Source organism: Dyella ginsengisoli LA-4 (genome assembly GCF_000334915.1).
Taxonomy (GTDB): domain Bacteria; phylum Pseudomonadota; class Gammaproteobacteria; order Xanthomonadales; family Rhodanobacteraceae; genus Dyella_A; species Dyella_A ginsengisoli_A.
Window position 1 is genome coordinate 23,073 of record NZ_AMSF01000019.1, and the last position, 24,793, is coordinate 47,865.

At 64.1% G+C, this 24,793-nt stretch carries 23 protein-coding genes; 12 read left to right on the forward strand and 11 right to left on the reverse strand.

Going from position 1 to position 24,793, the window contains the following annotated elements:
• Positions 1-4: 4 nt before the first annotated feature.
• The 8 genes from C693_RS21185 to C693_RS0106200 all read right to left on the reverse strand — a co-directional run bounded on the left by C693_RS21185 (position 5) and on the right by C693_RS0106200 (position 6,858).
• Complete coding sequence (locus C693_RS21185; protein WP_017461379.1) at positions 5-754, reverse strand: HNH endonuclease signature motif containing protein; 750 nt, start codon at positions 752-754, stop codon at positions 5-7.
• A 6-nt stretch (positions 755-760) separates the two neighbouring features.
• Positions 761-1,225, reverse strand: a complete 465-nt coding sequence (locus C693_RS0106170; protein ID WP_017461380.1) for a hypothetical protein — start codon at positions 1,223-1,225, stop codon at positions 761-763.
• 35 nt (positions 1,226-1,260) lie between these two features.
• A complete protein-coding gene (traQ, locus tag C693_RS21190) occupies positions 1,261-1,788 on the reverse strand; it encodes a conjugal transfer protein TraQ (RefSeq protein ID WP_277813082.1) in 528 nt (175 codons plus the stop codon).
• A gap of 10 nt (positions 1,789-1,798) precedes the next feature.
• Positions 1,799-2,683: a hypothetical protein gene (locus C693_RS0106180; RefSeq protein WP_017461382.1), complete on the reverse strand. Its 885-nt coding sequence runs from the start codon at positions 2,681-2,683 to the stop codon at positions 1,799-1,801.
• A gap of 68 nt (positions 2,684-2,751) precedes the next feature.
• Positions 2,752-4,074: a conjugal transfer protein TraO gene (gene traO / locus C693_RS21195; protein ID WP_017461383.1), complete on the reverse strand. Its 1,323-nt coding sequence runs from the start codon at positions 4,072-4,074 to the stop codon at positions 2,752-2,754.
• A gap of 5 nt (positions 4,075-4,079) precedes the next feature.
• Positions 4,080-5,201, reverse strand: a complete 1,122-nt coding sequence (locus tag C693_RS0106190; RefSeq protein WP_241762641.1) for a DotH/IcmK family type IV secretion protein — start codon at positions 5,199-5,201, stop codon at positions 4,080-4,082.
• Between the two features lie 38 nt (positions 5,202-5,239).
• Positions 5,240-5,923: a DotI/IcmL/TraM family protein gene (locus tag C693_RS0106195; protein WP_017461385.1), complete on the reverse strand. Its 684-nt coding sequence runs from the start codon at positions 5,921-5,923 to the stop codon at positions 5,240-5,242.
• Between the two features lie 194 nt (positions 5,924-6,117).
• Complete coding sequence (locus tag C693_RS0106200) at positions 6,118-6,858, reverse strand: replication initiation protein (RefSeq protein ID WP_083868245.1); 741 nt, start codon at positions 6,856-6,858, stop codon at positions 6,118-6,120.
• 1,648 nt (positions 6,859-8,506) lie between these two features.
• On the opposite strand from C693_RS0106200, the gene C693_RS0106210 reads away from it, so the two are divergent.
• From C693_RS0106210 to C693_RS24475, 3 genes are read left to right on the forward strand one after another with little or no spacing between them, the layout of a single operon-like run.
• On the forward strand, positions 8,507-9,313 hold the full coding sequence (locus C693_RS0106210) for a ParA family protein (protein ID WP_017461388.1): 807 nt from the start codon (positions 8,507-8,509) through the stop codon (positions 9,311-9,313).
• Positions 9,314-9,328: 15 nt separating this feature from the next.
• The gene (locus C693_RS0106215; protein WP_017461389.1) at positions 9,329-10,375 is read left to right on the forward strand and encodes a ParB/RepB/Spo0J family partition protein; all 1,047 of its coding nucleotides are present in this window, start codon (positions 9,329-9,331) and stop codon (positions 10,373-10,375) included.
• Entirely contained in the window at positions 10,372-10,755 is a 384-nt protein-coding gene (locus C693_RS24475; RefSeq protein ID WP_083868246.1) for a TrfB-related DNA-binding protein, read from the forward strand. The genes C693_RS0106215 and C693_RS24475 overlap by 4 nt, the downstream gene beginning before the upstream one ends.
• 99 nt (positions 10,756-10,854) lie before the next feature.
• Here the strand turns inward: C693_RS24475 and C693_RS0106225 are convergent, their stop codons facing one another.
• The 3 genes from C693_RS0106225 to C693_RS23590 are packed head-to-tail and all read right to left on the reverse strand — an operon-like array spanning position 10,855 to position 12,737.
• The gene (locus tag C693_RS0106225; protein WP_017461391.1) at positions 10,855-11,508 is read right to left on the reverse strand and encodes a hypothetical protein; all 654 of its coding nucleotides are present in this window, start codon (positions 11,506-11,508) and stop codon (positions 10,855-10,857) included.
• Positions 11,492-12,196 carry a hypothetical protein gene (locus C693_RS0106230; protein ID WP_017461392.1) on the reverse strand — a complete coding sequence of 235 codons (705 nt, stop codon included), beginning with the start codon at positions 12,194-12,196 and terminating at the stop codon, positions 11,492-11,494. Before C693_RS0106230 ends, C693_RS0106225 begins: the two co-directional genes overlap by 17 nt.
• Entirely contained in the window at positions 12,186-12,737 is a 552-nt protein-coding gene (locus C693_RS23590; protein ID WP_157798563.1) for a hypothetical protein, read from the reverse strand. The genes C693_RS0106230 and C693_RS23590 overlap by 11 nt, the downstream gene beginning before the upstream one ends.
• A 507-nt stretch (positions 12,738-13,244) precedes the next feature.
• Here C693_RS23590 and C693_RS21200 point away from each other — a divergent pair.
• From C693_RS21200 to C693_RS21230, 9 genes are all read left to right on the forward strand, one after another.
• Positions 13,245-13,565, forward strand: a complete 321-nt coding sequence (locus C693_RS21200; RefSeq protein WP_017461394.1) for a plasmid mobilization protein — start codon at positions 13,245-13,247, stop codon at positions 13,563-13,565.
• Positions 13,562-15,868, forward strand: a complete 2,307-nt coding sequence (gene traI / locus C693_RS0106255) for a TraI/MobA(P) family conjugative relaxase (RefSeq protein WP_338390719.1) — start codon at positions 13,562-13,564, stop codon at positions 15,866-15,868. The genes C693_RS21200 and traI overlap by 4 nt, the downstream gene beginning before the upstream one ends.
• A gap of 284 nt (positions 15,869-16,152) precedes the next feature.
• The gene (locus C693_RS21205; RefSeq protein WP_017461398.1) at positions 16,153-16,578 is read left to right on the forward strand and encodes a DotD/TraH family lipoprotein; all 426 of its coding nucleotides are present in this window, start codon (positions 16,153-16,155) and stop codon (positions 16,576-16,578) included.
• Complete coding sequence (locus C693_RS21210) at positions 16,578-17,414, forward strand: type IV secretory system conjugative DNA transfer family protein (RefSeq protein ID WP_017461399.1); 837 nt, start codon at positions 16,578-16,580, stop codon at positions 17,412-17,414. Before C693_RS21205 ends, C693_RS21210 begins: the two co-directional genes overlap by 1 nt.
• A complete protein-coding gene (gene traJ, locus C693_RS0106270) occupies positions 17,411-18,583 on the forward strand; it encodes a plasmid transfer ATPase TraJ (protein WP_017461400.1) in 1,173 nt (390 codons plus the stop codon). The genes C693_RS21210 and traJ overlap by 4 nt, the downstream gene beginning before the upstream one ends.
• Positions 18,584-18,587: 4 nt before the next feature.
• Positions 18,588-18,929: an IcmT/TraK family protein gene (gene icmT / locus C693_RS21215; RefSeq protein ID WP_198506841.1), complete on the forward strand. Its 342-nt coding sequence runs from the start codon at positions 18,588-18,590 to the stop codon at positions 18,927-18,929.
• A 307-nt stretch (positions 18,930-19,236) separates the two neighbouring features.
• Positions 19,237-19,521: a hypothetical protein gene (locus C693_RS0106280; protein WP_198506842.1), complete on the forward strand. Its 285-nt coding sequence runs from the start codon at positions 19,237-19,239 to the stop codon at positions 19,519-19,521.
• 89 nt (positions 19,522-19,610) lie between these two features.
• Positions 19,611-20,990, forward strand: a complete 1,380-nt coding sequence (locus tag C693_RS22555; protein ID WP_052329356.1) for an Eco57I restriction-modification methylase domain-containing protein — start codon at positions 19,611-19,613, stop codon at positions 20,988-20,990.
• Positions 20,972-24,769: a DEAD/DEAH box helicase family protein gene (locus C693_RS21230; protein WP_052329357.1), complete on the forward strand. Its 3,798-nt coding sequence runs from the start codon at positions 20,972-20,974 to the stop codon at positions 24,767-24,769. Before C693_RS22555 ends, C693_RS21230 begins: the two co-directional genes overlap by 19 nt.
• Positions 24,770-24,793 lie beyond the last annotated feature (24 nt).

Sequence of the window (24,793 nt, forward strand, 5' to 3'; positions counted from 1 at the left end):
CCTATTACGCTGGGGAGCGCGTCACATCGTTGAAGAAGCGGCCCCACTGCGCACGCGGCAGCGAGGCCTCAAATTCACCCATCCACACACCAGCATGGGGTTGCATTCGCAAGGGACTGAAAACCAGCGCCACGCCAGCGAGGGCGTTGGTCCGCCGGGCTTTCACCGCCGGGTCGACCCGACGAAGCACCGAGCCAAGGACGTCCGGCGCCGAAGTGCCCACTGCGTCAGCCATGTACTGGTGGTGGGAGGCGAGCCAGTTGATGACGTCACGGGCATCGGCCTTGTCCTGGGGATCGCCCTCGTAGAGCGTGGCGATCGCCACTCGCTGCAAGTGATTCACGTCTGTCGGATCGAGCCCGGGGAGATACGCAAGGCGCGCGTCCTGGGCAGTCAGATCGTCCAGGTGGTGGTATCCGTGACACAGCGGATCCGCTGCCACATGGTTGTCGAGCAGCAGGTCGTGATGGTTGTCGTTGATCGTGTCCAGTTCCAGCGTCGACGACCGTGCGCCGCAGTAGACGCAGCGGCCGTCGCGCTGCAGCACCGCGAGACGAAGTTCTTCCAGCTCGGCGGCACGCTCGGTACCGCTTTCGACCTCAGGCTCCCACCCGCTCGGCGCCGCTTCACCAGCGAACACCGAGCGAGCGGACAGTTCCAACGCGCGCCTGGGGGCGACCTCGAAGTTCGCCCCCAGCGCCGGATCCGGCTCGATCGCGGCCGACGTAGACCCACCTGTTGGTTCGGTGGCCATGGCCGATCAGGAACCCGGCAGCGTGCCGTAGTCCGAGGACTGCAGGCCGACCGACGCACCGGCACGCAACAGCAGCGCGCCACCCGCACCGCAGATGATGGCGGCGATAACGGCGCCGCCGATCTTGCCCCAGGTGATCTGGCTCTGATCACCCTCGTTGCTGCGCCTGCGCATCATCAGGCCGGCACTGACCATGAAGACCGCCGCCAGTGCGATACCGATCTTGCCGGCGAGCGTTTTGCCGGCATCCACAGTCTGCCCGGCCGTGTTCATCGAATCGCCCAGCGACTGCTGCGCGTGCGCCATCGGTGCAAACAGCACCAGGGCGGCCGTCAGGCCGTACACTGCCTTGTAGGTGGCCTTCAGCTCCGGGGTGCCAGTCACGGCCCGTTCCAGGCGGTGCTGCGCGGACGACACCGCACAACTGGCGCGCTGCGCACCCGCCACGATCATGTTTGCGATCGACTTCATCTCGAAAATCTCCATTGGTTGGTTGATTGCGTCACTCACCAGAGGCCGCCCGTGGACTGCCTCAGGTGTTCCAGCAACTGGACGATGTTGACCATGCACGCGCCGCCCAAGACGTGCGTGAAGCCTTTCCAGCCCAGGTCCTGCCCGGCATGCCCTCCGCCGGTACTTGCACGTATCCACATCAGCACGCCACGGAAGGCGTAGATGCCCCCTGCCATGGCGCCGATGGTCAACACGGCATTGATTGCGGGGGCGAGCTTCCCGAAGCTCGCCGCGCCCGGGTAGTCGATGGCGCCGTAGGTCATGGTGCCCATGCCCAGCGTGCCGGAGACCCTGTTGAGGAAGCTTCCGAACTGCATCAGCACGGCTGCGAGCACCAGCACGGCGATCACCTCGCCGCCGGACACGTTCGATTGGCCAGGCAAGCGGCTGGCCTGCATCAGGCGGAACCCCACGTTCAGCACGTAGAACATTGCCAACGCGCCGCCGATGCCGAAAAACAGGTGCCAGAACGGTCCGACGACGTTCTGCACCATGTTCGAGAGGGCTTGACTCAAGTCCATGGCGTCAGCCTCAGCGGATCACGCCGTCGGCGGTGATGACGCGCCGCCCGACGGGATCAATGGTCAGCACGCGGGTCGTGCCGATGCGGTCGCCGGGCTGGACTATCTCCAGGTGGCTACCAGCCTGTATCCACGCGACACCGCGGCCGATCGAGGTGATCGTGTAGGCGTGTCCGTTGAGTGCGCGGACTTCGTCGGATGGCTTCTTTGCAAGCCCTGCTTTGGCGCGCCGCGTCGCTGAGCCAGAGCGCTTCGCGCCCTCCCGGCTGCCAGCAACCTGGGCGGCCAAGGCCTTCACCGCGCTCTGCACCTGCCCGAGCGTTTCCGCATCCTGCTTCACCTGCGCGTCGAGCGCGGCGAACTGCCCTTGCGTAGGGACGCCAGCGGCAGGCTGCGGTGCGGTAGACGACGATGCAGCGGGCTGCGCGGATACCGGCGCGACGGGCGCAAGCGGTTGCGCCGGAGCGGCAGCGACGGTCGCAGCTGACGTCGTGGGGCCGACGTCGTGGTCGACTGGAACCACGGGCTCCGCAGAGCCCGGCCCAGTGACCAGCAACGGCTGTGGAATACCCGGGCGGATCATCGCTCCGCGATCGGCCTGCACCGGGGCCGTAGTGGCCGCGCTGTTGGCCACGGGTGGAGCAAGGCGCGACCTCGGAGCAGGGGACGCCGGCCAGAACACCCACACCGCACCAGCCAGTCCCACCGCCGCCAGGATCGCCCAGGTGGGGATACCTCCCCCCTTCTTGGTGCCCGGCTTGGCGGTCGGCTTCGCCTTTGCGGGGGCCGGGCTGGCGGCCACGGGAGCCGGTGCGGGCGCGGTGGCTGCCTGCGGTGCCTTGCCGCTCATCGCGCCCTCACCGAACACATCGACATCGGTGGATGTTTCACTCATCGTTAAGCCCTTCCGGTGTTCCGTGGTATGTACACTATACGAACTAAGAGCGGCGAGAAAGAGCCGCCTTACTGGGTTCCCGCGAAGCCCGTTGCCGATGGCGCCGTCGAAAACCTCAGGCCTGCAGGAAGGTGCGGCTGCGGGCTGGCCAGCGCCGCCGGCTGAGCACCAGCCTGAGTCTGCGAGCGCGTAAGAGCAGGCGCCGCAGCGACAGAGCCACCGCCTGCAGTCGGCTGCGCACCGGGCTTTGCCAGCTGCAGGTCGTCAGAGGCCAGCACCGGGCCGATAAACTGGATGCCGATCATCTCGCCGCGCCGGACGATGGTCTGCTTCGCCGGAATCTGCGCCGCTTCCTGCGTCAGCACCTGGGCGGAGTTCTGCCCGAGCCCGCCGGCAAAGGTGCCGGCGATGTTGCGCATGCTGGGCGACGACGGCGAGGTGGTGATGATGCCGCCCTGCGGGGTAACGATGGTCTGCTGGTTCGAGTTGGCGAACAACTGGCCGGTGGCCGCAAGACCGCTGGCCACCGCCGGCAACACGATGCGGGTGAAGTAGTGATGGTGGACGTCGCCCGAAAGCGCCGTGCGGCTCGTTTCGAGGTCGACCGGCTTCGCATCGATCTTGTACGAGTGCCCCTGATAGAGCATCGCGTCGAAGGTCAGATCCACATCGTTGTTCAACCGCTTGTAGCCGTTCGCGTACAGCGTGGCGCCGGCATACGGTTGGCCTGGTGGGACCACTGCCCGCACCATCGACGACTCGTCGGTGTCGATCTCCGTGAGCAGCTGCGCGTAGGTGGTCGCGTAGGGCGCCACGATGACCTTTTGCTGCAATGCCGCCATCAAGGCGGCAGACCCGGCATCAGCACTCTCGCCCGCCCCCTCCGCGCTCGAACCGTCGAACGCGGAGGCGTAGCCGGGCTCCTGGTCGACCTTCGCCGCCACGATGCCGGTGTCGTCGGACCAGTTTTTCATCATGCCGACCAGGCTTTGCATGTCGTTCTTGGAGAGATAGCGCCCCCCGGTCACCGGCATCGGCGCCACATAGTGCGCCTGCTGCGGCGCTGGTGCGGCCGCAGCGCGTTGCTCCGGCTTGGGAGCGACCGGCTTCACCGGCTGCTCCATGGTGGACAGCGCCGCGATGTAGGTGCCGCCAGAGGCCTCCGCATGGTCCGCGTTGCGGGTGTCGAACTTACGCTGCACGTCGTTGTAGTGCGGGCTCTCGCTGGTCTTGGCGCCCTTCCCGACCACGTTTATTGGCGCAATCTGCGAGGCGGCCGTCGTGGACTTGCTGAAGTAGCCGTACCCGATGTAGCCGACAAGCAGCACGGCCAGCACAATCGCTGCGACCACGATGCCGGCATGTCGCTTCACTTCCGAATCTGCGGCCATGGCGATTACTCGATGTCCAAGGTGAGGGAGAGGTTGTCGCCCCCCTGCGAGAGGGCGATGAGCGGCGTAGGGGCCAGCTTGTAGACGTGCATCCCGTCGGCCGACGACGTGGTTTCATCGAACGCCGATCGAATACTCAGCGGCGTGCGCAGGTAGAAGGAGTCGCCGAGCTGCCACACCTGGGTGTGGGCCGGTGCCCCGCCCACGATGCTGATCGGCTTGGCGCCAGCGGGCGGCGTTCCGTCGAGGAACGCTTGCAGAGCATCGTCGTAGAGCCCGATTTGCGCCGGGCCGAGGATCGAGGCCTTCGCGTTCGGCCCACGGCCCGGCACATGCAGGTCCAGCCGGTAATCCACGATGCGCGTCTTGGCGTCGCTATCCGGGTCGCCAGAAGTCAGCTTAAGCATGACTGGCGTGGCAAGGCCTTTCAGGAACACCGCGACGCCTACCTGCTCGTAGGACGACCTCGCCGTGATCACGATCGAGGGAGTGCCCTTCAACCACACGACGTCGAAGTTCTCGTTGCCCGGCAAGCGAGGCGCGGCGGCCAACGGCCACGGCGCGCCGGTCGAATCGAGGAATACCACCGTCGAGGGTTCATTGCGCGCCGTACGCACCAATGGCGGTGCGCCGCCCGGTGACAGGTCGACAGCGATCGTGGAAATCCGCGGGACCGTGGTGACTGGCTGCTGCGCCTTCGCGCGGCGCGTCTCGTCGAAGTCCTGGTGCAGCTCCTTGATTTCGGGCGCCGTGAACGGCGACACCACATCCCGCGCCTGGTTGATCAACGGCGGCGGCGGGATAGTTGGCTGACCAGCGGCGCTGCTCGGCTGAGGCTGTCCGCCGGCAACCGGCGTCTCGCCAACAGTGCCGCCGTAGTTCTCCGGCCCGTTCGTCGGCGCCTGGAAGTTGGGGGCTTGCGGAGCCGTTGCCGCCTGCGCCGAGGGAAAGCCACCAGCGTCCTGCGGCGCGCTGGCGCTCACCCACTGCGGGTCAGGCGCTTGCTGCTGACCGCCCTGCCCTGCTGCCGCTGCTGCTGCGGCGACCTGCGATGGCGTCGGCTGCTGTGTAACGGCGGTCTGGGCCGCTGCTCCGGTGCTGGCGACCAACACCGCCACCAGGAACACCAAGATCAAGCTCCGCTGTGCGTGCATCGTAGGTGTCCTCACTGGGGCTTGGTGACGACTTCGGCCACGCCGATGCCTTCAACCGAGTCGAGGGTGGGAATGCGTCGGATCCGAACGGTTGCCATCAGGCGCTGGTCCGGCATTTCGGTGGTCTGGCCGACCAACTTCAAAGTAAGGGGGAAGCGCACCACCCACGCGTAAGTCCCGTCCTCCGGACCGTCGGCGACAAGAACCCCGGTGCCGGTCGACGACGTCAGGTTCATGCGGCGATCCCTAATCATCGCGAGGATCCCGTTGGCCTGAAGGCCATCGATGAAGCTCTTGAAGCCGGACCGGGTGAAGCGGCCACGGCATCCCTCCAGCTGGCCCTGGTAATTGCTGAAGTCGAGCGCGAAGCACTCTTCAAGTGTCCGCTTACCGAACGAGATCACGTCCGCTGGGGTGCGGTATGGAGCCGACAGCGGCGTCATTGGGATGATGCGGTTGTTGTCCGCGGCGAAGTACGTGCGATGAGGTGTCATGACGAAATAGGCCATGAACGCGACGACAACCGCGAGCACCAGATTCGCGAGGGCGTTCATGATCGTCACGCCGATAACGAGGTCCTTGGTGCGCTTCGCCTTACGGCGATCTTCATGGGCGCGCAGCGCCGGATCCAAGCTGTCTTGCGAGCGATGGAGCTTGCTCGCGGCTTCTTTCAGACCATCATCTGCTGCGCTCATCGGGCGGGATTCCCCTTGCTTCGGTTGTCCGCATTATACACACAACACGGACAGAACAAGCCCGCAAAATGGGGTGCTGAGGCCGCCGAACTACACGAGCTACACCGGCCGCGTGGGAACTGTAGAAGGTTCCCACGTCACGGCCCGTGCATCTGTGCATTTCGTCTTTGCAGCTTCCTGGAGACGCCTGCCGCCTACGCCTCGAACAGCTCTTGCTGCCGCTCTATTTCGATCTCAAACCGAAACCCGACGACCTTCCGCCCGGACCGCAGTGGCTGGGCGACTACACGCAGATCCGTGTGCTGGTTGATATCCGACACCGCCGGGTCGATCACCCGCACGCGAAGGTTTTTCACGTCGGCGTACTTGTCGCCCAGGTCGAACATGTCACGCAGCCGATCGAGCGCCAGCTCGCGGTACCCGGTGGTCTTGAACTGCGCGCAAATCTCATACAAGCGTATCGAGTAGAAGGACGACAAGCTGCCCACGTTGCGAAGTTCGTACGTGGTGAACTCTTTGTGCAGCATCGTCAGATACGGGATCACGTCGGGCGAAAAGCCCAGGGTCACGAATCCCTCGCCCGGGGCGTACTCGGACATCCAGACCCAGCGGATGTTGCGCTCGATCTTGCCGCGCGTTCCGTGGCGAATCTCCTTGATCGTGCGGCTGTAAAGCCTGCTGGAAGCTTCCTCAAGCGAATCGTACGCGTCGCGGCGATCAATCCCGAAGGTGTCCGCGAAGTCCACGGCGGACAACCGGACAGTGCCGTTTTCCGGGAGGGGTTTGCGCGGGTCCAGCTTGGCGGCACACGCCAGAACCATTCGTTTCTCGTTGAGCGTGAGCGTGTGCCCTGCCTCAATCAGTCTGTTCGACTGGGTGACCAGGTGATTCACCACGGTGGGGGTCGGTACCGGAGCCAGCGCAGTCGCGTTCATGGTCTGCCCATGCAGGAGATTTGTACCTGATAAGCTAACGGGTACAGGTACAGCATGCAATGCCTGTACCCCATGGCGCAATGGCCTGCGCGATCGAGCCGGAAATCTGTACCTGATAGCCCGGCGCCCTGCCCTATCCCATCCATTCGATAGCCCTGCTTTTCCCTGCTCGTCGGTTCGATGCGCCACCGGAAATCTGTACCTGATGGCCGAGCCCAGATTCGAGCCGGCGAGCAGCATGACCGGAAATCTGTACCTGACGCCCCTGTCCGGTGGACCGGAAGCCGCTGATTTTGGCGCCCATGGGGCACGCGGAGGGGCTTTTCGGCCGCTCGCGAAGATCCTTTAGCGCACCAGCTGGCCAGACAGGGAATCTGTACCTGATAAGACGGCGCTAAAGCCTTGGAAACACAGGGCTCATGAGGGGCGCAGGAAATCTGTACCTGATGCATGTCGCGGCCTGCTCACCGGAAATCTGTACCTGATCACTTTAGGCGTCACCGTGACCGGAAATCTGTAGCTGATGCAGGTTCGCCCACGACAGTGCCCGCTACCGGAAATCTGTACCTGAAGCTTCCGCCGATGCTCAACCAGGCCTCCGTGCAGTCAATCAAGCGCACCAGGGCGCTGCAGGCGCCGCTCTGAGCCTCCTGGCTGTGCATAGTTGGTGGATAACATTTGGATTGCCAGTGGATTACAGCGGAAATCTGTACCGGCACTACCGGAAATCTGTACCGCGTTGGCCGGGAATCTGTACCTCACCACACCGGAAATCTGTACCGCGATCACCGGAAATCTGTACCTGATCGACCGGAAATCTGTACCCGACGCCCCTTGCAAGCCGTTGTTTTTACGTCAATTTCATCCGCCGAAAACAAGATTCTAAAACAAGGCTAAAACAAGCTTTTCAAAAACAAGCAATAACAAGCTTTTAAAAAGGGAGGCTGTGGTTGGATAAGAAATGACCAATCGGGCAAAAAAGCGCCGACCTCCCCCCATCCCTGGGGGGCACCCCGTCGCTAACGCGACGGCCCCGGTGGCCATCCATGGCCACCAGAAGCAGACCTCGCGGGACTGATGCCCACCCCGCTGTAGACGCCGGAGAAGCAACAAAGCAATCGGAGCGGGCATCCTGCCCGCACCAATACCACGTCCATTGCTTCGCGAGGGGCTGCGCCCCTCCTGTCAGCCCTTCGCCGGCAAGCCGGCGAAGGGCTCGAAGTCGACCTCCCGGGGGGACCAAAAAGGTCCCCCCCAAAACGGCGGCAAGCCGCCGTTTCGGCTCCCCTCCCCTCCCTTGGGTTTAGCGGCGAAGGGGCAAGGGGGTGCCTCGCTCCCCTTCCGGCATGGCCCTGTACTGGCACCAGGTGGTTGTGGTGATCCACCAAGAGCGCATCCGTGGGGGCTCCGCCCCCACAACCGGCTCCGAGCTACGGCCTCCGTAAGCGGGTATGGGAACGCCCTGCCCTGCCCCGAGTTCTCGCCGACGAATTTCTCGCATGAGAGAAAAGTGTTGCGAAAGGTGTTGCAAACCGAATCGAGGTGTTGCAACATCTGTTGCGTAGCGCACCACATCGCGCAACACATGATGCCGCTGCCCGTCTTGTGAGCGGTGCTGACCACCTGATCGGCTGAAAGGAGAAACCGGATGCCTCCACGCATCATCGCGTGTTCCAACATCAAAGGCGGCGAAGGCAAGACCACCCTCGCCCGCCACCTGGCCCACTTCGCGGAAGAACGGGGATTGCGCACGCTCGCGATCGACCTGGATCCTCAGGGGGACCTTTCCGCGTCACTAACCCCGTTGGCCATGGAGGTCGACGAGGATGAAGCGTCCAACTCGGCGGAGCTTTTCATCGCGGACTTCGACGTCGCCAACGTCAAGCTCATCAACGTGAGCGATCGCCTCGCCCTACTCCACTCGACCGACGATCTGGACGAGGTCACCGAGCTGGACGAGCGGTCCTCCGCCCTGGTGAAACGGGCGCGGGACAACATCCGTGCCCTGGCCAAGGATTTCGACGTGGTCATCGTGGACACGCCGACCAATGCGGCCACCTGCTACAAGACCGGGATGGCGGCGGCTCACGTCACGGTGTCGCCCCTGCAGCTGGACACCTACGGCATGCGCGGTGCCCAGAAGTTCATCCGCAAGCTCAACCAGGTCAAGAGCACCTTCAACCCGACCGTGAAGCATCTCGGGTTCGTGGTGAATCGCTACAACAGCCGCGCCAAATCGCATGCCCAGATGGTGGAGGAACTGCGCGAAGCCGGGTTCAACCTGTTCCCGACGATCTTGCGGGAACGCGCCGCCGTTCAGGACGCGCTCGATCGACAGATGCCCGTCTGGAGCGGCCCTCGCGGCACGGTCAATCGAACCGCAGCCAAAGAGTTCCGCAACATGTGCGCCGAGGTCTATCTCGGGGCCGGTGTCGCGCTTCCCGTCAGCGCGTAAGGAGTGAGGTGACTTATGGCAAAGCTAAGCAGCCTGCGACTGAGCACCCTCAAGGGCATGAAGACCGAGGACGAGGCCAAGATGGTCCTCAAGATCGACCTGGACGACATGATTCCCGATCCGAGCCAGCCACGAACGAAGTTCAAGCAGGAAACGCTGGAGGAATTGGCCGGCAACATGGCCCAGCACGGGCAGATGGTGCCTGTGCTGGTTCGGGAGAATCTATCCGGCGAAGGTCCGCCGTTCATGCTCTTCGACGGTGAACGGCGTTGGCGTGCTGCGAAGTTGCAGGGCGTTCCGAGTCAGCTGGAGGCCATCGTCTATGCCGGCGACGTGGACCCGGATGTGATCCTAGATCGCCAGGCCCTGATCAACGAGCAAAACGAGAAGATGTCCTTCGAGGACCGCGCAGCTTATTACCAGAAGCGGATCAACAAGTACGGATCCGTGGAAAAAGCCGCCGAGAAGCTTGGCGTGAATCCCAAGCGGATCTACAAGGTGCTCCAGGCTGGCACCTTGGATGGTGCGGCAGGCGTGGCGCGCGACCTGGAACTTAGCAAGGATGCCGAGACGCTCAATGGCATTGGCGCACTGGAGAAGAAGGATCCGCAAGCAGCGCAGACGCTGGTCGACCAGGCGAAGGCGACCGGGAAGAAGATCACCCGGCAAGATGTGACGGAAGCCAACCGCGCCGCGCGAGCCAAGAAGGAAGGGAAGGCTGGTGCGGGGTCCAAGCCGGCGACCACCCCGGCACCGGCACCGGCGTCTGCACCCGTGGCCGCGACGCCGCCGGCAAGCAACGACGACGGCCAGGCGGTTCGGCCGGCGGACGTCTCCGGGCGAGCGGTCTCAGCTCCGCGCATTTTTGTCAGTTGGGACGGGAAGGATGCCGGGCACTCGAAGCTTTGGAAGCAGCTCGAAAAGCTGGGGCAGGCGCAGCTGGACCTGTCGTCGGCTGCAGACGGTGAGGGCAATGCGGCAGTGACGTTCGGCAACGACCGAAAGCTGAACTTCTTTCCGCTTGCCGGCCTGCGCATCGAGCGGATCGAGGCTGGCCAGTGAGTACCCGTCGACCAGCGCGACGACTCACCGGCTCAGAGTTCGATGCGGCAGCACGCCGGCTGAGGATCCAGCCGGCGAACCTGCAGTTGGCAAGGGCGGTCATGGTGGACGGGGTGCCAGTCACTGAGCTGGCCGCAATCCATGGGGTGGCCCACCAGGGTGTGTCGCGGACGGTTGGCCGGGTCTACGACGCACACCTGCAGGCCGCTCAGCTTCCGAGCGACTGGCGCAGCGTGACGGTGACGGTACCGCCGGAGATGGCGGACGAGATAACCACGATGGCCGCCAAGGCAGCCGACGCGCTACATCGCCGGAAGAGGGCAGAGGACGCGATGAATTTCTCGCATGAGAGAAATGGCCACACTGGGGAAGCGGGCTAGGCGGTCCAATAGGAGCCCAGGTTCGAGGTTTTCTCGCATGAGAGAAAATTGGCCCGTCTGGAAAGGGCAGGGGATGGGCCTCTAGCGAGGCCCATCCCCTCATGCGAACAGCGAGACCAGGGCGACGCAGGCCGTCAGAACGAGCCCGGCGCACGCCGCCAATTGCCACACCCTCGGGCGCGACGTGAGGCGGGATATCCACCAGGACGGCACAGCGATACCGGCCGCGACGATAACCACCCAGCCGACCGGCGCCTGCATCACCATTCGCAGCAGGTTGCCAGCGGCCGACGTCGCCGGGGCAGGGCGGAACCACCACGGGGCCGAGCCACTTCCGAGCACAAAGCCGGCCGCCAGGCAGCACCCGGCGAACACCGCCGAAATAGCTACTGCCCAGCCGGACGCTAACCAGAGAGAGGCCTTTGCCTTGTGGGCAGCAAGCCTTTCGCTGGTGTCGGCCACCGATTGCACCAGCTCGACATGAGCCCGCCGAGCTTCACTGCGTGCCAGCTCCCCGACCTGCTGCCTTACCAGCTGAAGCGCTCTTTCGGTCTCCGATGCGATCAGGGTCGGGTAGCGCCGAAAACCCGCATCGTAGAGTTCGAGCGCCATGAGGACGTCCCACAGCGCATCGTTCTCCCGGATGCCCAACGCGTCCCGGATCTGCACCAGGCGCGCCACCTCCACGTCGCTCGGCTGCCTGCCGATCAGCCGAGCGAACGCGGATTGCAGTTCCTCAGCCGAGCGCGCCACGGACCACGTCCTGGGCCATACCGCGCCAGCGCTTCAGCTCCGCCCGATTGCCGATCGGCAGATCCTGCAGGGCGGTCTCGATCGTCAGGCGCTTGCTGTACAGATCGTCCACCACGCGGTCGGCCAGGTCCGGGAAGTGGAAGGAACGCCCACCGTTTGCCTCGATTGTTCCGCGGATCTTCGACCCGTTGTACAGCTCGAACTTGTGCTCATCGCCGAAGTAGCCGTTGCGGAAGACGTGGACCGTGCTCTCCGGCAGAGCACCCATGAAGGCTTTCAGCAGTTCGAGCGAGTCTCGCTGGCGGTTGATCACCCAGAACGTGACCAGCTCCCGATCCAGCTCCGGGAGGCTATCCCGCAGCATCGCGCCGAATCGCTCGATACCCTCGTTGTTGCGGGCTGCCGTGTTGACCACGATGGTCTTGCCCTTCATTTCGTCGGCGTAGTTGACCAGGTCCATCCAGCCGTCGACGGTGTCGAGGTTCATCAGGCGGTGGGGCAGGGTGCTGCCGTACATCTTGAACACGTCGGGGTTCGACGTGTCCGACTCCACCAGTGCCAGATCCTCACCTGCGGCGAGCAGGGTGTCGATGGTGGCGATGGAGACCATGGATTTGCCCACGCCGCCCTTGCTGCCGGCGGACAGGATGATGCGAGCGCGTTGCTGTTGCGTGTTGTCAGATTTCATCGGAATCAGCCCTCGGGTCGAATGAACCACTGGAAGTCACGGCACCAGTCGGCTCAGCTTGAGCCTTTGATGCCGCATCCGTTCGCCCGGACGTGTCAACCGGCGTTGCCGGCTGCCCTCGCTTTTGTGCTTCTACCACTACCTTCCCCGGACCGCTCTTTGGCGCTTTTCCGGTTTCTTTCTTTCCGTCTTTCTTGCCTTCGTTCTTTTCACCAGCTTTCAAGCCTTCCCCAGCGACAGCCTTCCCCTGTTCTTGGCCATCGTTGCTTGCGCCCGTCACACGAGCAGGGCGTCTGCCCTTTGCGTGCTCCTTGTCGCGCAGATACTGCCCGAGCATGTTCGGGTGAATCTTCACGCCATTCTTTTCCATCAGCTCGGCCAGGTCTTTCAGCGTATAGCCTCGTCGCTGTGCCTGCTCCAGTTCCTTCCGCAGTTTCTCGACCATGTCGCGCTTCGTTAGCTGCCTCGTGCGCAAAGGCGCTTGAGGCAGATCGTTCAACGCACTGCGAAGCTGATTGATGTTTTCCGTTGTGATGGTCATTGCATCCCACCGTTGTCTTAGCCGCTTGCGGCGCATTCTTAGGGGGGATGCCTTGCGCCGTCAAATCGTCGTTGCTAAGGTGGAGCGCAGCGGAGCCGCTAGTTTCTGGACAAGGTATGGTTTTGTTATACCGCCCTCCAAGGAGGGGGCATAACAAACCGGGGTGCCTCCACTCGTTTCACTCGCTTTGGACCCCTACCCCTTGCTCAGGGCTGCGCCCCGAGACCCCTTCAGCAAGTAGCCAAGAGAGCAGCCCGGCACACCCGGTTTCGATAGCCATGCGACCCCACGAAATCCACGAAGGTATGGAGCTGATATACGGAGGTGGTCCCGTCGTGGGCGGCTGGTTCACCGTGATGTGCCGCGTGCATGTTCTCCGCTGCGGGCGAGGGCGGTTCCAGGTTCGCCATCAGGATGGCGCGACACCTGGCGTAGTCCGCTGGGTGACCTCTTCGCATCTGTCTCAGCCGGTCGAAGCTGGATCGACCGCATCGCCGGTTTGCGGTCATGAGTAGGAGCGAGAACCGGGTCAAGAAGAAGGCGTACCCGATCCGATTGTCCGAGCAGGACCACGCCACCATCGCCGCAAAGGCAGCGGCGTGTGGGGCGAGCTTCGGTGGTTACGTCCGGGCGTGCGCCATGGACCGGGTGATTCCCACTCGGTCCCGCGAGAAGCAGGTGAACGAGTTGCGGCGGCTGGGCGGCCTGCTAAAGCACCTCTACAACGAGGGTGCCCATGAGCGGGCAAACATCGACCCGCGTCAGTTCATGTTGCTCCTGGCCGAGATTCGCATGGCGATACATCGCACCGAGGCGGCACCGGAGTGATCGCCAAGAAGGTCAGCAAGAGGGCAGACCGCAAGAGCAGTGCGGCGGACCTGTTCAACTACATCACGGCACCTGAGAAGGCCGAACCAAAGGATTCCAACGACCATGAGTTCAGTGATCGCGAACGACAGCGAGGCCGAAGAGTTCTTGAATCTGCTCTCCGCGATTTGCTCGCGGCAGAGGAAAGTCTCGGCAGCGCTCGACGAGCTGGTCCTGTTGTTGCAGATGCCATCCGAAGACGTGCTGCGGGTCTTGCGCGGCTTGCTCATCCCCTTGGACCAGGAGATGGGCCAAGTGAACCTGGCGATCGCACAGCGGATGCTCCCGCTGGCGGTCAAGGAGTAACCCATGGAAGTGAATCTCAGCGACGCCTTGCCGCTGCTGCGGACGATCTTGAGGCAGCACGACACCATCTTAGAGCGGCTGGAAAGCCTGGTGCTGACTTTGAAGCACGAGCCCGAGCCCGTAGAGCCTACCTTGCGCGCGTTGCTGAAACCGCTGCACAACGGGCTGTCGGAAGCCAAGGACACGCTGTCGCGCCGGGATTCGGGCGCGGCATCCAGTACATCCGCAAAGAAGGCGTAGAGGTCGCGACCAATTGCTTGTCGGTCGACACCGCAGCGGCCGAGATGGACGCCCTAAGCGCCGAAAATCCACGCGTAAAGGATCCGCTCTACCACCTGGTGATTTCATGGATGGAGGGCGAGTCACCTTCGCCCGACCAAGCGTTCGAGGCCGTGGCCTACACCCTCAAGCAGCTCGGCTTCGAGGGGCACCAGTTCGTCGCCGCGATCCACCGGGACACCGAGAACGTGCACACCCACGTCATGGTCAACCGGGTCAACCCGGAAAGCTTGCGGGCCGTGTCGCCGTCCAATGACTACTACGTCATGGACCGCAGCATGCGCGAGCTGGAGATACGCCAGGGCTGGGGCCATGCCCCCGGCCCGTACGTCGTGGTCGAGCGCAATGGCCAGAAAATCGTCGAGCGGGCCAAGGCGTCGGAGGGGGCCGCCAAGAAGGACAAACGTCGACCGGCAGGGGCCGAGCGCATGGAAGAGAGTGCCGGCGAGGAAAGCCTGCACACGTTCGTCCGGGGGGCTCCGAGAAAGGCGGTGCTGGCGCTGTTCAAGACCGAAGGCGTGACCTGGGCAGCGCTGCACCAGGAGCTGGCCAAGCACCAGCTGGCTCTGCGCCGGAAAGGGCAGGGGCTTGCGATCCATTCGCTGACCGCGCCGGACGTCACCCCGGTAAAGGCCAGCAGCATGCACGAGGATCTGTCGCTCGGGCGGCTGGAGAAGCGCCTCGGCGCCTTCGAGCCCTGGGACCCGTCGCTGGCACCCGCACCTGTCCCGGTCCCGGATGCTGCGGACGAGGACGTGACCTCCGCGCCGGCATCGCCAGAGGAACGCCAAGGGGGATACACCCCCGGCCGGGAGCTGGATGCAATCGACGAACGCCAGCCGCGCAGCAAGCGCGACCCCGAAAAGCGCGAGGCCCGGAAGCAGGCGAGGGCAGAAGCGCGGCGCGACCTGAAGCAGCGCTACCAGGAATACGTGGACCGCCACGTCGTGACGCGCCTGTCCAAGGATGAGGTCGGGCGTCGGCTGCGAGAGCTGGCCGCCTCGGTCAAGCAGCGAAGGGAAAGGATTAAGGCGCAGGGTGGCCCGGCCCCGGCCCGGAAGATGCTCTACAGCTTGCTTGCGCTGGACGCCGCGAAGGAGCGCATCGTCCTGATGGAGCAGATCGCCAAGGAGCGAGCGGCTCTGAAAGCCGACCCGCAGAATCAGCGGCTGAGCTACAAGGACTGGGTGCATGAGCAAGCCAAGACCGGCGATGAGGCGGCCGTCGCCCAGCTGCGCGGCTGGGCATACGCGGACCAGCGTGCGCGCAAGAACCTCGACGAGATCGAAGCGAACGAGGCGGCACCGGGCATGTCCCCGGAATACGTCAGCGCCACTATGGCCAGCTTCGTGTTCACCCGCGTGCAGGCGCTCGATGTACGCCGGAGCGGCGCTGTCGTCTACTGGCATGGCCACCAACGCGCCTTCATCGACTATGGGCGAGTGGTCCGTATGGCCACCGACCGCATCATGGACGACGCCAGGGTGCTGGCGGCGCTCACATTCGCCCGCCAGAAGTTCGGCGGATCCTTCAAGCTCACCGGCAGCGACGCGTTCAAAGCGAAAGCGATCGAGCTGATCGCCCGGAACAACCTCGATATCAAGTTGAAGGACCCGGAGCAGCACAGCGCTCTGCAGCAGGCGAAGCAACGACACGCCCCGCGCGGACCCCGCGGTTAGGCGGGCAGGCGCCATCTCCACGGACTTGCTCGCCGGCCGAGCTTGCGGGACCGCGTAACGGCGGCCCGGCGCTCGCCAAAGGCGAAGCCGCCAACTTATGGTTTAGCGGACGGACACGATTTGCTTTCACGATCGCGTCCAGCGGCATGCAGACAGGCGTCCGGCCCTTGCTCTGTTCCGTGTTATAGATATGATACGAAACACAAAGGAGACGAAGGCCCCCTATGTTCCGCAAGCTCGCTCTCACTCTCACGGCCATGGCATCCCTATCGGGATGTGCTTACATGCCGTTCCACCACAAGGCGGCTGCGGACTTCGACCAGGCGCTGCTCGATAAGCAGCTGCTCGATGCGGCGCATCGGATCGAGCTGACGCAAGCAGAGCTGCGGCAGGTCAACGGAGTCAGCACGACGGACACGTTGGCCGACCAACTGAACCTCGCTTCGCAGAAAGCCAATAGCCAGCCCGTCACGATCGACTGGTCAGGCGATGCGTCCGAGCTGGTCAAGTTGCTGGCGATGCGGGACGGCCTGTCATTTGAAAAGCGCGGTGTTGCCGTTCCGCTGCCCGTTGCCGTCAACGCGAAGCGGTTGCCCTACGGCGAGGTCATGGCAATGCTGCGCGCTCAGCTCGGCTACCGCGCCACGGTCTACGGCCTGCCCGGCAAGCTGGTCATCGAATACTCCCCGAGCACCGGGGTGCTGCACTGATGAACACCGTCCGTTCCCTTAGCGTGGCGCTGGCGCTGGCGCTGGCGCTCGCTGCGGCCACGGGAGTCGCACGGGCGGACAACGTCACGCCGCCTACCCTCAACGACGTGCTGCAGCTCAAGGGACCGTCGGCCGATCAGGTCGCGGACCTGCGCGCCAAGATGCTCACGACTGCGGGTCGCACCGTCGGCTTTCGCGCTGGCCTGGCGAATCACGGTCTCGAATACAAGCGCATGCTGGACGGTCGCGCTGCAGTGCTGGACACCATGTACCAGTTCCAGACGCTTCTTGGCCCCGGCGGCGTGCTGCCACCCGTGATCGTCGAAGCTCGTGACAGCGAGTCGATCAACGACGACCAGATGCGCACCGCCACCCGCATCTACAAGATCATCCGCCCGGAGAAGCTGGTCAGTGTTCCGCCGACCTGGCGCGATTACCTCTACACCGGGCTCATCCTCAACGGCGATATTGCCCTCCCCGAGGGCGATGCTCGACCGAAGAACAAGGCCGAAATGGCCGTCTGGCAGGCCGCTGTGCGCGAGGGCTGGGCGCAGGGCCAGAAGGAGGCCACGGCCATCTTCGAGGCGAACCTCAATCGTCTGACGCGCGACTTCAACGGGATGCTGCGTTACTCGATCCTGCTCAAGCAGCACATCATCACTCCCACCCAGGTGGCCGAGTCGCATCGCGCCGTCACTGGCGACACCATCGAGATCAAGCTCGATGACCGTCTGCGCCGGATCACCGAGAAGGCGAAGCTCCAGACCGACCCCAGCAAGTGGCACCTGAAGGAGGCGCAAGGCGCGCCGGCAGAAGGGCAGGCGGTGAAACCGTGAGCGCGGAGTTCGAGCCCTTCGACCTGGACGGCGACCTGACTGTCCGCCAGTTCAAGGCGTTCCTGCGGCACGTCACGCTGGCGGGCGCCAGCGACATCCTCATCCAGAGTGGCGATCACGCGTGGGTGGAAATTCACGGCCGCCAGGTGCGCGCCTCGACCAGCACGCTGAAGCACGGGCTGATCGGTCCGCTGATCGAGGGGCTGTTCGGATCCGACGTCGTGGTTCAGGTCGGCAGCGGGCACCCCGTGGATCGCTCCCTGCAAATGCAGGGTATTGAGGACGGTCTTGAGCGTGGCCAGGTGATGCGCTTTCGCGTCAACGTCGTGCAGGCGGTGTTAGCGCGCCTGCAGAAGGGCTACTCGATCACCATGCGCACGATCCCGCAGGATATCCCCGATATCCACAAGCAGGGCGTGGACGATGAGCTGTTGGCCGAGATGTATCCGGCCAAGGGCTTGGTGCTGGTGTGCGGCCCGACCGGCTCGGGCAAGTCGACTTTCCTCGCCGGCATCTACGCGAACGCCGGCATGACGATGCCAGACCGCAAGGTCATCACCTGCGAGGATCCCGTCGAGTTCGTGCTCGGCGGCCAGCATTGGAAGGGGCCTCAGCCGGCGCAGAGCGAAATCGGTCGGGACTTCGGCACGTTCGCGGAGTCCCTTCGTGCAGCCATGCGCCGCAAGCCCTCCATCGTCGGCATCGGCGAAATCCGCGATCTGGAAACCATCGACGCCGCGATCGAGGTTGGCCTGACCGGCCACCTGTGCCTGGCCACCATGCACACGGACTCGGTGCCCGAGACGATCAACCGCGCGATCCAGATTTACCCGCCGGCACAGCAGGCGGCGGTCGCATCGCGTCTGCTCGGTGCGATCCGCGTGATCGTGGTGCAGCGTTTGCTGAAAACCACCGACGGGCGGCGGACCGCCATCCGCGAGTACCTGGTCTTTGACCGCGAGGTCCGTGACGCCCTCTCTGCGCTTCCGTACGACCAGTGGGCGCGGTACATGCGGCACCAGCTCGAAGCCAAGCAGGGGACGCTGGACGACAAAGCCTGGGCGCTGCTGCAGGCAGGCCGGATACCGGAAGCGGAGTTCGTAGAGCTGGCAGGCGCTAAGGCGCTGAGGTCGCGCCAAGCCTTTGCCGCCGAGTCGGAGGCGGCCTGACACCATGAAGCGATCGACCTGGCGCCATTGCTCGAACCCGCCAACCATTCCCCTGCTGCCGGGGCTTGGCGTGAGTCCGTTCGCTTTCCTGCCGCTGCTTCTGTGGCTGTTTCATTGGAGCTGGACGATGTTCTACATCGCTCTGGGCTCCGTGGCCTTGTTCGTGGTCTTGGCCAAGGTCGGATACACGCGACAGACCGCGACCGGCCTGATCCGACACCGGCTGCGTGGCAGCCGCATCCATGCACGACCGTGGTGGTATCGCAAACGATTCGCCCCGGTAGGCAACCGAGTCGGCTCTCTCCGTAGTGACGTGACCTACGACGAAGAGGGCGACGTCGAATGAGCGCCCGTTCTCGCATGCGAGAAAGCTCATTCTCGAACCGCGCTGCGCAGCCGTGTGTGTGTCCCCGCACGAGCCCGAAGCGGTCCCCCTGTTCCGCAGTGGGCGCGGTTCCCATGGTCACCGGAGTCCCATTACGACCCGGTGCTCTCCTAAGGACCCGGCATGGCGCGCAGCAAAGCACCACCCCAGAACGACCCACAGCTCGGCTTTGATTTCCTATTCAACCAGACCATCAGCGCGGCCGAAGGCCTCAGCGCTACCATCGACCAAGACGACGAGGACCAGACCCATGCTAAGCGGCAACCCGATGCCCCTGTCCATCGCAGCGAAGGTGCTGCAGAAAGCAACGATCTCGCAGCTGGCGAAGGATCCGTTCACGCCGCAGGGCTGGAAGATCGTGGATCGCTGGGCTTTCAACTCACCGGAGAAGCTGGTGGAGCTGGAGCAGCAGGGCGAAATCAAGCTGATGAACCGCGTGCTGGAGCAACAGCGCCTGGAGGTGCAGGTGCTGAGCGAGTCACTGGAGCAGCGGAACAACGGAGTGGCGGAGCACGAGATTCTGGCGGCGAACGAGGTCCAGACCGAGCTGTAAAGCCTGTTGACTACCGGATCACCGCTGCGGCGCGGATCGGCAGCGGAGGTCCGAAAGCCAAGTTCCGCGACAACATCGCGGCGCTCAAGGTGCTGGCCACCGTCACGGACGAGAAGCGCCACGCCACACCTGAAGAACAGCAAACCCTCGCCCGCTACGTCGGGTGGGGCGGCTTGCCTCAGGCGTTCGATCACCGCAACGCCGACTGGCGACGTGAGTTCGAGGAACTGTCCCAGGTTCTTACCGGCGACAGCTACGCCAATGCGCGCCGCTCCACGCAGGACGCCCACTACACGCCCGTAGAGGTCATCCGCGGAATCTACAAGGGGCTCGGCCGTCTCGGCTTCACGGGCGGCCGTGTAGCGGATTTCGGCGCCGGTACCGGGCACTTCATCGGCGCGATGCCCGACGACATGCGAGCGGCATCGGATTACACGGCCGTCGAGCTGGATCCCGTGACGGCCTCGATCGGCCAGCTGCTGTACCCCAAAGCCGGCTACATCAACCGGGGCTTCGAGACCGTGTTCGTCCCCACCGGCTACTTCGATGCCGTGGTGGGCAATCCTCCGTTCGGCCAACAGTCCCTCTACGACGCGGATCACCGCGATCTGAGCGACTTCTCGATCCACAACTACTTCCTGGCCAAGTCGGTCGACAAGCTGCGGCCCGGTGGCGTCATGGCTGTGGTGGTCAGCCGGTACTTCATGGACGCGGCGAACAGCGCCGCACGCGAGCACATCGCTGAGCGTGCGCATCTGCTTGGCGCAATCCGGCTGCCCAACACGGCGTTCAAGGAGAACGCGCTCACCGAAGTCACCACCGATATCGTGTTCTTCCAGCGGGCACGCGAGGGTGAAGTCACCAACAAGCGATGGGTCGAGATTGAACCGATCCTCGACTACGACAGCAACGACCAGATCCATATCAACCGCTACTACGTCGATCACCCGCAGCAGATGCTCGGCACCATGGCGCTTGTCCGTGGAGCGCACGGCGACAAGCCCGAGCTTCTGCCGCTCACCAGCGGCGATCTATCTGCGCACATCGACCAGGCGCTGCAGATCCTGCCGGAAGGACGCTACGTCCCTGCCGACCGGGCTGAGCCCGAGCCCGGCACGGAGCTTCCGGCGCTGGTGCTGCCTGAGAGCGTCAAGGTCGGTGGCCACTTCATCACGCCATCCGGCGAGCTGGCCCGGCGCCTGCCTGACGTGCTCACGGACCACGCCTACGAGCTGGTGGTTGCTCGCAATGCCGTTGCCGCCGAGCGCATGCGGGCCATGGTCGGCATCCGCGACACCTTACGGTGCCTCATGGCATGCGAACTCACGGGCGCCTTCGAGTGGCCGGCGGACGCCGTCGCTGGGGAGTCGGTTGCATACGTGCAGGGGGAGGATCCGTCGCCTGCGCGAGCGCCGAGGCTGTGGAGCGAAGGCAAGGACTCGGCCGACACATGCTCCGCGAGGAACTGAACCGCCGCTACGACAAGTTCGTGGGCCGGTATGGCCACATCAGCGCACAGGCCAACCGCTTGGCGATGCGGGATGACCCGGAGTACCCGCTGCTGTTCGCGCTCGAACGCGACTACGACAAGGGCGTGTCGCCCGACATGGCCAGGAAGCATGGCGTGCCGGCGAAACAGCCCAGCGCCAAGAAGGCAGCGATCTTCTCCCGGAGGGTGCTCACACCGCGCCGGGAAGTAACGAGTGTGGACTCGCCGAAGGATGCCCTGGTGGTGTCCATGAACGAGCGCGGCCGCATCGACATGGCGCACCTCTGCCGGCTATGCCGCCAGGACGAGGCGCAGGTGATCGAGGCGCTGCGAGGACGGATCTACTTCGATCCCGAAACCGAGCAGTGGCAGACCTCCGACCAGTACCTGACCGGCAACGTCAAGCACAAGTTTGCCGTGGCTGAGGAAGCCGCAAAGGCGGATCCGCGGTACGCCGAAAATGCGGACGCCCTGCGCGCAGTGATCCCCGCCGACATCGAGGCGGTGGACATTTCCGTCCAGCTCGGGTCCACGTGGGTGCCTGCCGACGTGGTCGGCCAGTTCGTGCGCCACCTGTTGGGTGATGTGCGATCGCGCCTCTCGTACCACGAGGCTCTCGGCAAGTGGACCGTCGACATCGCCGAAGGCGATCACACCGCATGCCGGGTCACCTGGGGCACCGGGCGCTATCCGGCGAACGAGCTTATCGAGGCGATCCTGCAGCAGCGAGCGGTGCAGGTGAAGGACCAGGTCGGGCGGAACGAGCAGGGCAATCCCGTCTACGAGTTGAACGCGGCCGAGACCACTGCAGCCAACCAGAAGGCCGACGAGATCCGGCAAGCCTTCCTTGACTGGCTCTGGGAGGACAAGGACCGCCGGCACCGGCTGGAGCGTCTGTACAACGACCGCTTCAACACCAACGTCGCGCCGCGCTACGACGGCTCGCATCTGACGATGCACGGCACGTCGGCGGCGATCACCCTGAACCCACACCAGAAGGACGCCATCTGGCGTGGCGTCCAGGAGGGCAGTGTGCTGCTCGACCATGTGGTGGGCTCGGGCAAGACCTTCGAGTGCATCGGCATCGTCATGGAAGCCAAGCGCATGGGCCTGATGAACAAGGCCATGCTGGTGGTGCCGAACCACCTGCTCTTGCAGTGGAAGGATTCGTTCTACGAGCTGTATCCGAACGCGAACATCCTTGTCGCGGACAAGACCGACTTCAAGAAGGAGAACCGCGAGCGGCTGTTCGCCCGCATCGCCACCAACGACTGGGACGCGGTGATCGTGGCCCACAGCAGTTTCAAGCGCATCGGCATCCCGAAGGACACGCTGGACACCATCCTGACCGAGCAGATTGATGACCTCACGGATGCGATCCTGCAGATGAAGCGGGAGAAAGGCGACCGGGTCACGATCAAGGAGATGGAGAAAGCGAAGGACCGCATGGAGGCGCGCATGAAGAAGGCCGCCGACACCGGCTCGAAGGACAAGGCGATCACCTTTGACGAGCTGGGCGTCGACGCGGTGCTGGTCGACGAGGCGCATCTTTTCAAGAACCTCCAAATCACCACGTCGATGAGCCGCGTCAGTGGCCTGGGCAATCTGGAAGGGTCGGAGATGGCGTTCGACCTGTTCGCCAAATGCCGCTACCTGCAGATGAAGCAGGAAGGGCGCGGCGTGTACTTCGCCACCGGCACACCTATCAGCAACACCATCGCCGAGCTGTACACGATGAACCGCTACATGCGGTACGACGATATGCGCAAACGAGGCATCGCGCACTTCGATGCGTGGGCCAGTACCTTCGGCCAGGTGGTCACTGGGTGGGAGCTGGACGCCACTGGCGTCAACTACCGCCTCAACAGCCGGTTCGCCAAGTTCCAGAACGTCCCCGAGCTGGTCGCGCTGTATAGGACCTTTGCCGACGTCATCACCCAGACGGACCTGCAGCGCCAGGCAGCCGAGCGTGGCACCCGCTTTCCGGTACCGAAGCTCAAGACAGGCAAGCCGATCAACGTGATCGTCGACCGTTCCCCGGCGCAGGCCCGCTTCATGGGCGTGCAAGAGACGGTGCTGGATGACCAGGGCGAGCCCATGCGCACGGCCAACGGCGCGGTGGTCAGGGACTGGAACCCGGGCTCGATCATCTACCGCATGGAGAACCTGCCGGACGACCCGCGCATCGACAATCCGCTGAAGATCACCAACGAAGCGCGCAAGGCAGGGCTCGACTTCCGACTGATCGACTCCGGTGCGTCTGATCACCCCAACAGCAAGGTCAACGCGTGCGTCGAGAACCTGCTCACGCTGTACCGCGAATGGGGCGATCGAGCTGGCACGCAGCTGGTGTTTTGCGATCTTTCCACGCCGAAGGCCGGCGGCAGTAAGCCTGCGCCTGTTGTTGCGGATCCGGGGACAGATGGCGAAGACGTCGAGGCCGAGGACGAGATTTCGATGGACGAGCTGCTCGCCGGCAACGGACCGTTCAGCGTCTACGACGACATCAAGCGCAAGCTGATCGAGCGGGGCGTGCCCGAGGCGGAGGTGCGATTCATCCACGACGCCCACACCGATGCGCAGAAGGCGAAGCTGTTCCAAGACATGAACCGCGGGGCCGTTCGCTTCCTGCTCGGCTCGACAGCCAAGATGGGCGCCGGCACGAACGTGCAGCGGTTGCTGGTGGCCATCCACCATCTGGACGCGCCATGGCGGCCGTCCGATCTGGAGCAGCGTGACGGTCGAGGCATTCGCCAGGGCAACCATTTCTACCAGGAGGACCCGGAAGGCTTCGAGCTGTCCATTTTCAGGTACGCCACCAAGCAGACCTATGACAGCCGCATGTGGCAAACCATCGAGTACAAGGCCGCCGGCATCGAGCAGTTCCGGCGCGGCGACTCGCTCACGCGCGTGATCGATGACGTGGCCAGCGAAGCAGCGAATGCGGCGGAGATGAAAGCCGCAGCGACCGGCAATCCGCTGATCTTCCAACAGGTAAAGCTCACCGCCGACCTGCGGAAGCTGGAGGCGGTCTACAGCAACTACGTGCGGGGGCGGCACTCGCTGGAAAAGCGCGTCGACTGGCTGTCGGACAAGGACACCCGGGCGGACCGGGCCGTGCAGCGCTGGACGGCAGAAATCGCCATCAGGAACCAGCACCCGGGCGACAAGGTGCCCTTCATCCTGCCGAACGGCCGCAAGCTGGGCGAGGATGATCGCAAGGTCCTGATGGAGCACGTGCTCAGCTGCATGAAGATCGCGCTCGATCGAGTCAAGCTGCGCGACGACTCGATGAAATCCGTGGGCACCTACCGAGGCTTCGAGATTCAGGTGTATGGCGATCGCTGGGATGCCTTGTGCTTTCGGGTCACCGGGGCAGGGGATTACGAGAGCGACAACCTCCGCTACAAGGCCGATGAGAAGTTCAGCGTCACGGGCTTCCTCACTCGCGTCGACAACTACCTGGGCACCTTCGAGTGGCGGATCCGGGAAGCGGAGGATCTACGCGCACGAGAAGCGGCCGAGCTGGAGAAAGCCAAGCAGGAGCTGCTCAAGCCCTTCGCGCAGATGGCGCATCTGGAGGATCTGCGAGCGGACGTCCGCGACGTGATGGCCGAGCTGCAGCGCATCCAGGCGGACGACGGCTACGTCTCTACCTGGCGGCCACGGTCGGCGGCGCACGAGGCGGCAGACCACAAACCTGCGAAGCAGGTCGACGCGTTCATTGCGAAGGTGATGGCCGCTCCCGGAGCCGCGTGAGACACGCAAACTGAAAAGGGGCGC

What these genes read in the sequence shown, in the direction of transcription:
- C693_RS0106195 (WP_017461385.1), bottom strand. Translation starts at nt 5,923, where the DNA reads ATGAGCGCAGCAGATGATGGTCTGAAAGAAGCCGCGAGCAAGCTCCAT.
- C693_RS21210 (WP_017461399.1), top strand. Translation starts at nt 16,578, where the DNA reads ATGAACACCGTCCGTTCCCTTAGCGTGGCGCTGGCGCTGGCGCTGGCG.
- C693_RS0106230 (WP_017461392.1), bottom strand. Translation starts at nt 12,196, where the DNA reads ATGAAATCTGACAACACGCAACAGCAACGCGCTCGCATCATCCTGTCC.
- traQ (WP_277813082.1), bottom strand. Translation starts at nt 1,788, where the DNA reads ATGGACTTGAGTCAAGCCCTCTCGAACATGGTGCAGAACGTCGTCGGA.
- C693_RS21185 (WP_017461379.1), bottom strand. Translation starts at nt 754, where the DNA reads ATGGCCACCGAACCAACAGGTGGGTCTACGTCGGCCGCGATCGAGCCG.
- C693_RS0106180 (WP_017461382.1), bottom strand. Translation starts at nt 2,683, where the DNA reads ATGAGTGAAACATCCACCGATGTCGATGTGTTCGGTGAGGGCGCGATG.
- C693_RS0106210 (WP_017461388.1), top strand. Translation starts at nt 8,507, where the DNA reads ATGCCTCCACGCATCATCGCGTGTTCCAACATCAAAGGCGGCGAAGGC.
- C693_RS21205 (WP_017461398.1), top strand. Translation starts at nt 16,153, where the DNA reads ATGCCGTTCCACCACAAGGCGGCTGCGGACTTCGACCAGGCGCTGCTC.
- C693_RS23590 (WP_157798563.1), bottom strand. Translation starts at nt 12,737, where the DNA reads ATGACCATCACAACGGAAAACATCAATCAGCTTCGCAGTGCGTTGAAC.
- C693_RS0106170 (WP_017461380.1), bottom strand. Translation starts at nt 1,225, where the DNA reads ATGAAGTCGATCGCAAACATGATCGTGGCGGGTGCGCAGCGCGCCAGT.
- C693_RS21230 (WP_052329357.1), top strand. Translation starts at nt 20,972, where the DNA reads ATGCTCCGCGAGGAACTGAACCGCCGCTACGACAAGTTCGTGGGCCGG.
- traO (WP_017461383.1), bottom strand. Translation starts at nt 4,074, where the DNA reads ATGGCCGCAGATTCGGAAGTGAAGCGACATGCCGGCATCGTGGTCGCA.
- C693_RS0106200 (WP_083868245.1), bottom strand. Translation starts at nt 6,858, where the DNA reads ATGAACGCGACTGCGCTGGCTCCGGTACCGACCCCCACCGTGGTGAAT.
- C693_RS0106215 (WP_017461389.1), top strand. Translation starts at nt 9,329, where the DNA reads ATGGCAAAGCTAAGCAGCCTGCGACTGAGCACCCTCAAGGGCATGAAG.
- C693_RS21200 (WP_017461394.1), top strand. Translation starts at nt 13,245, where the DNA reads ATGAGTAGGAGCGAGAACCGGGTCAAGAAGAAGGCGTACCCGATCCGA.
- icmT (WP_198506841.1), top strand. Translation starts at nt 18,588, where the DNA reads ATGAAGCGATCGACCTGGCGCCATTGCTCGAACCCGCCAACCATTCCC.
- C693_RS0106280 (WP_198506842.1), top strand. Translation starts at nt 19,237, where the DNA reads ATGCCCCTGTCCATCGCAGCGAAGGTGCTGCAGAAAGCAACGATCTCG.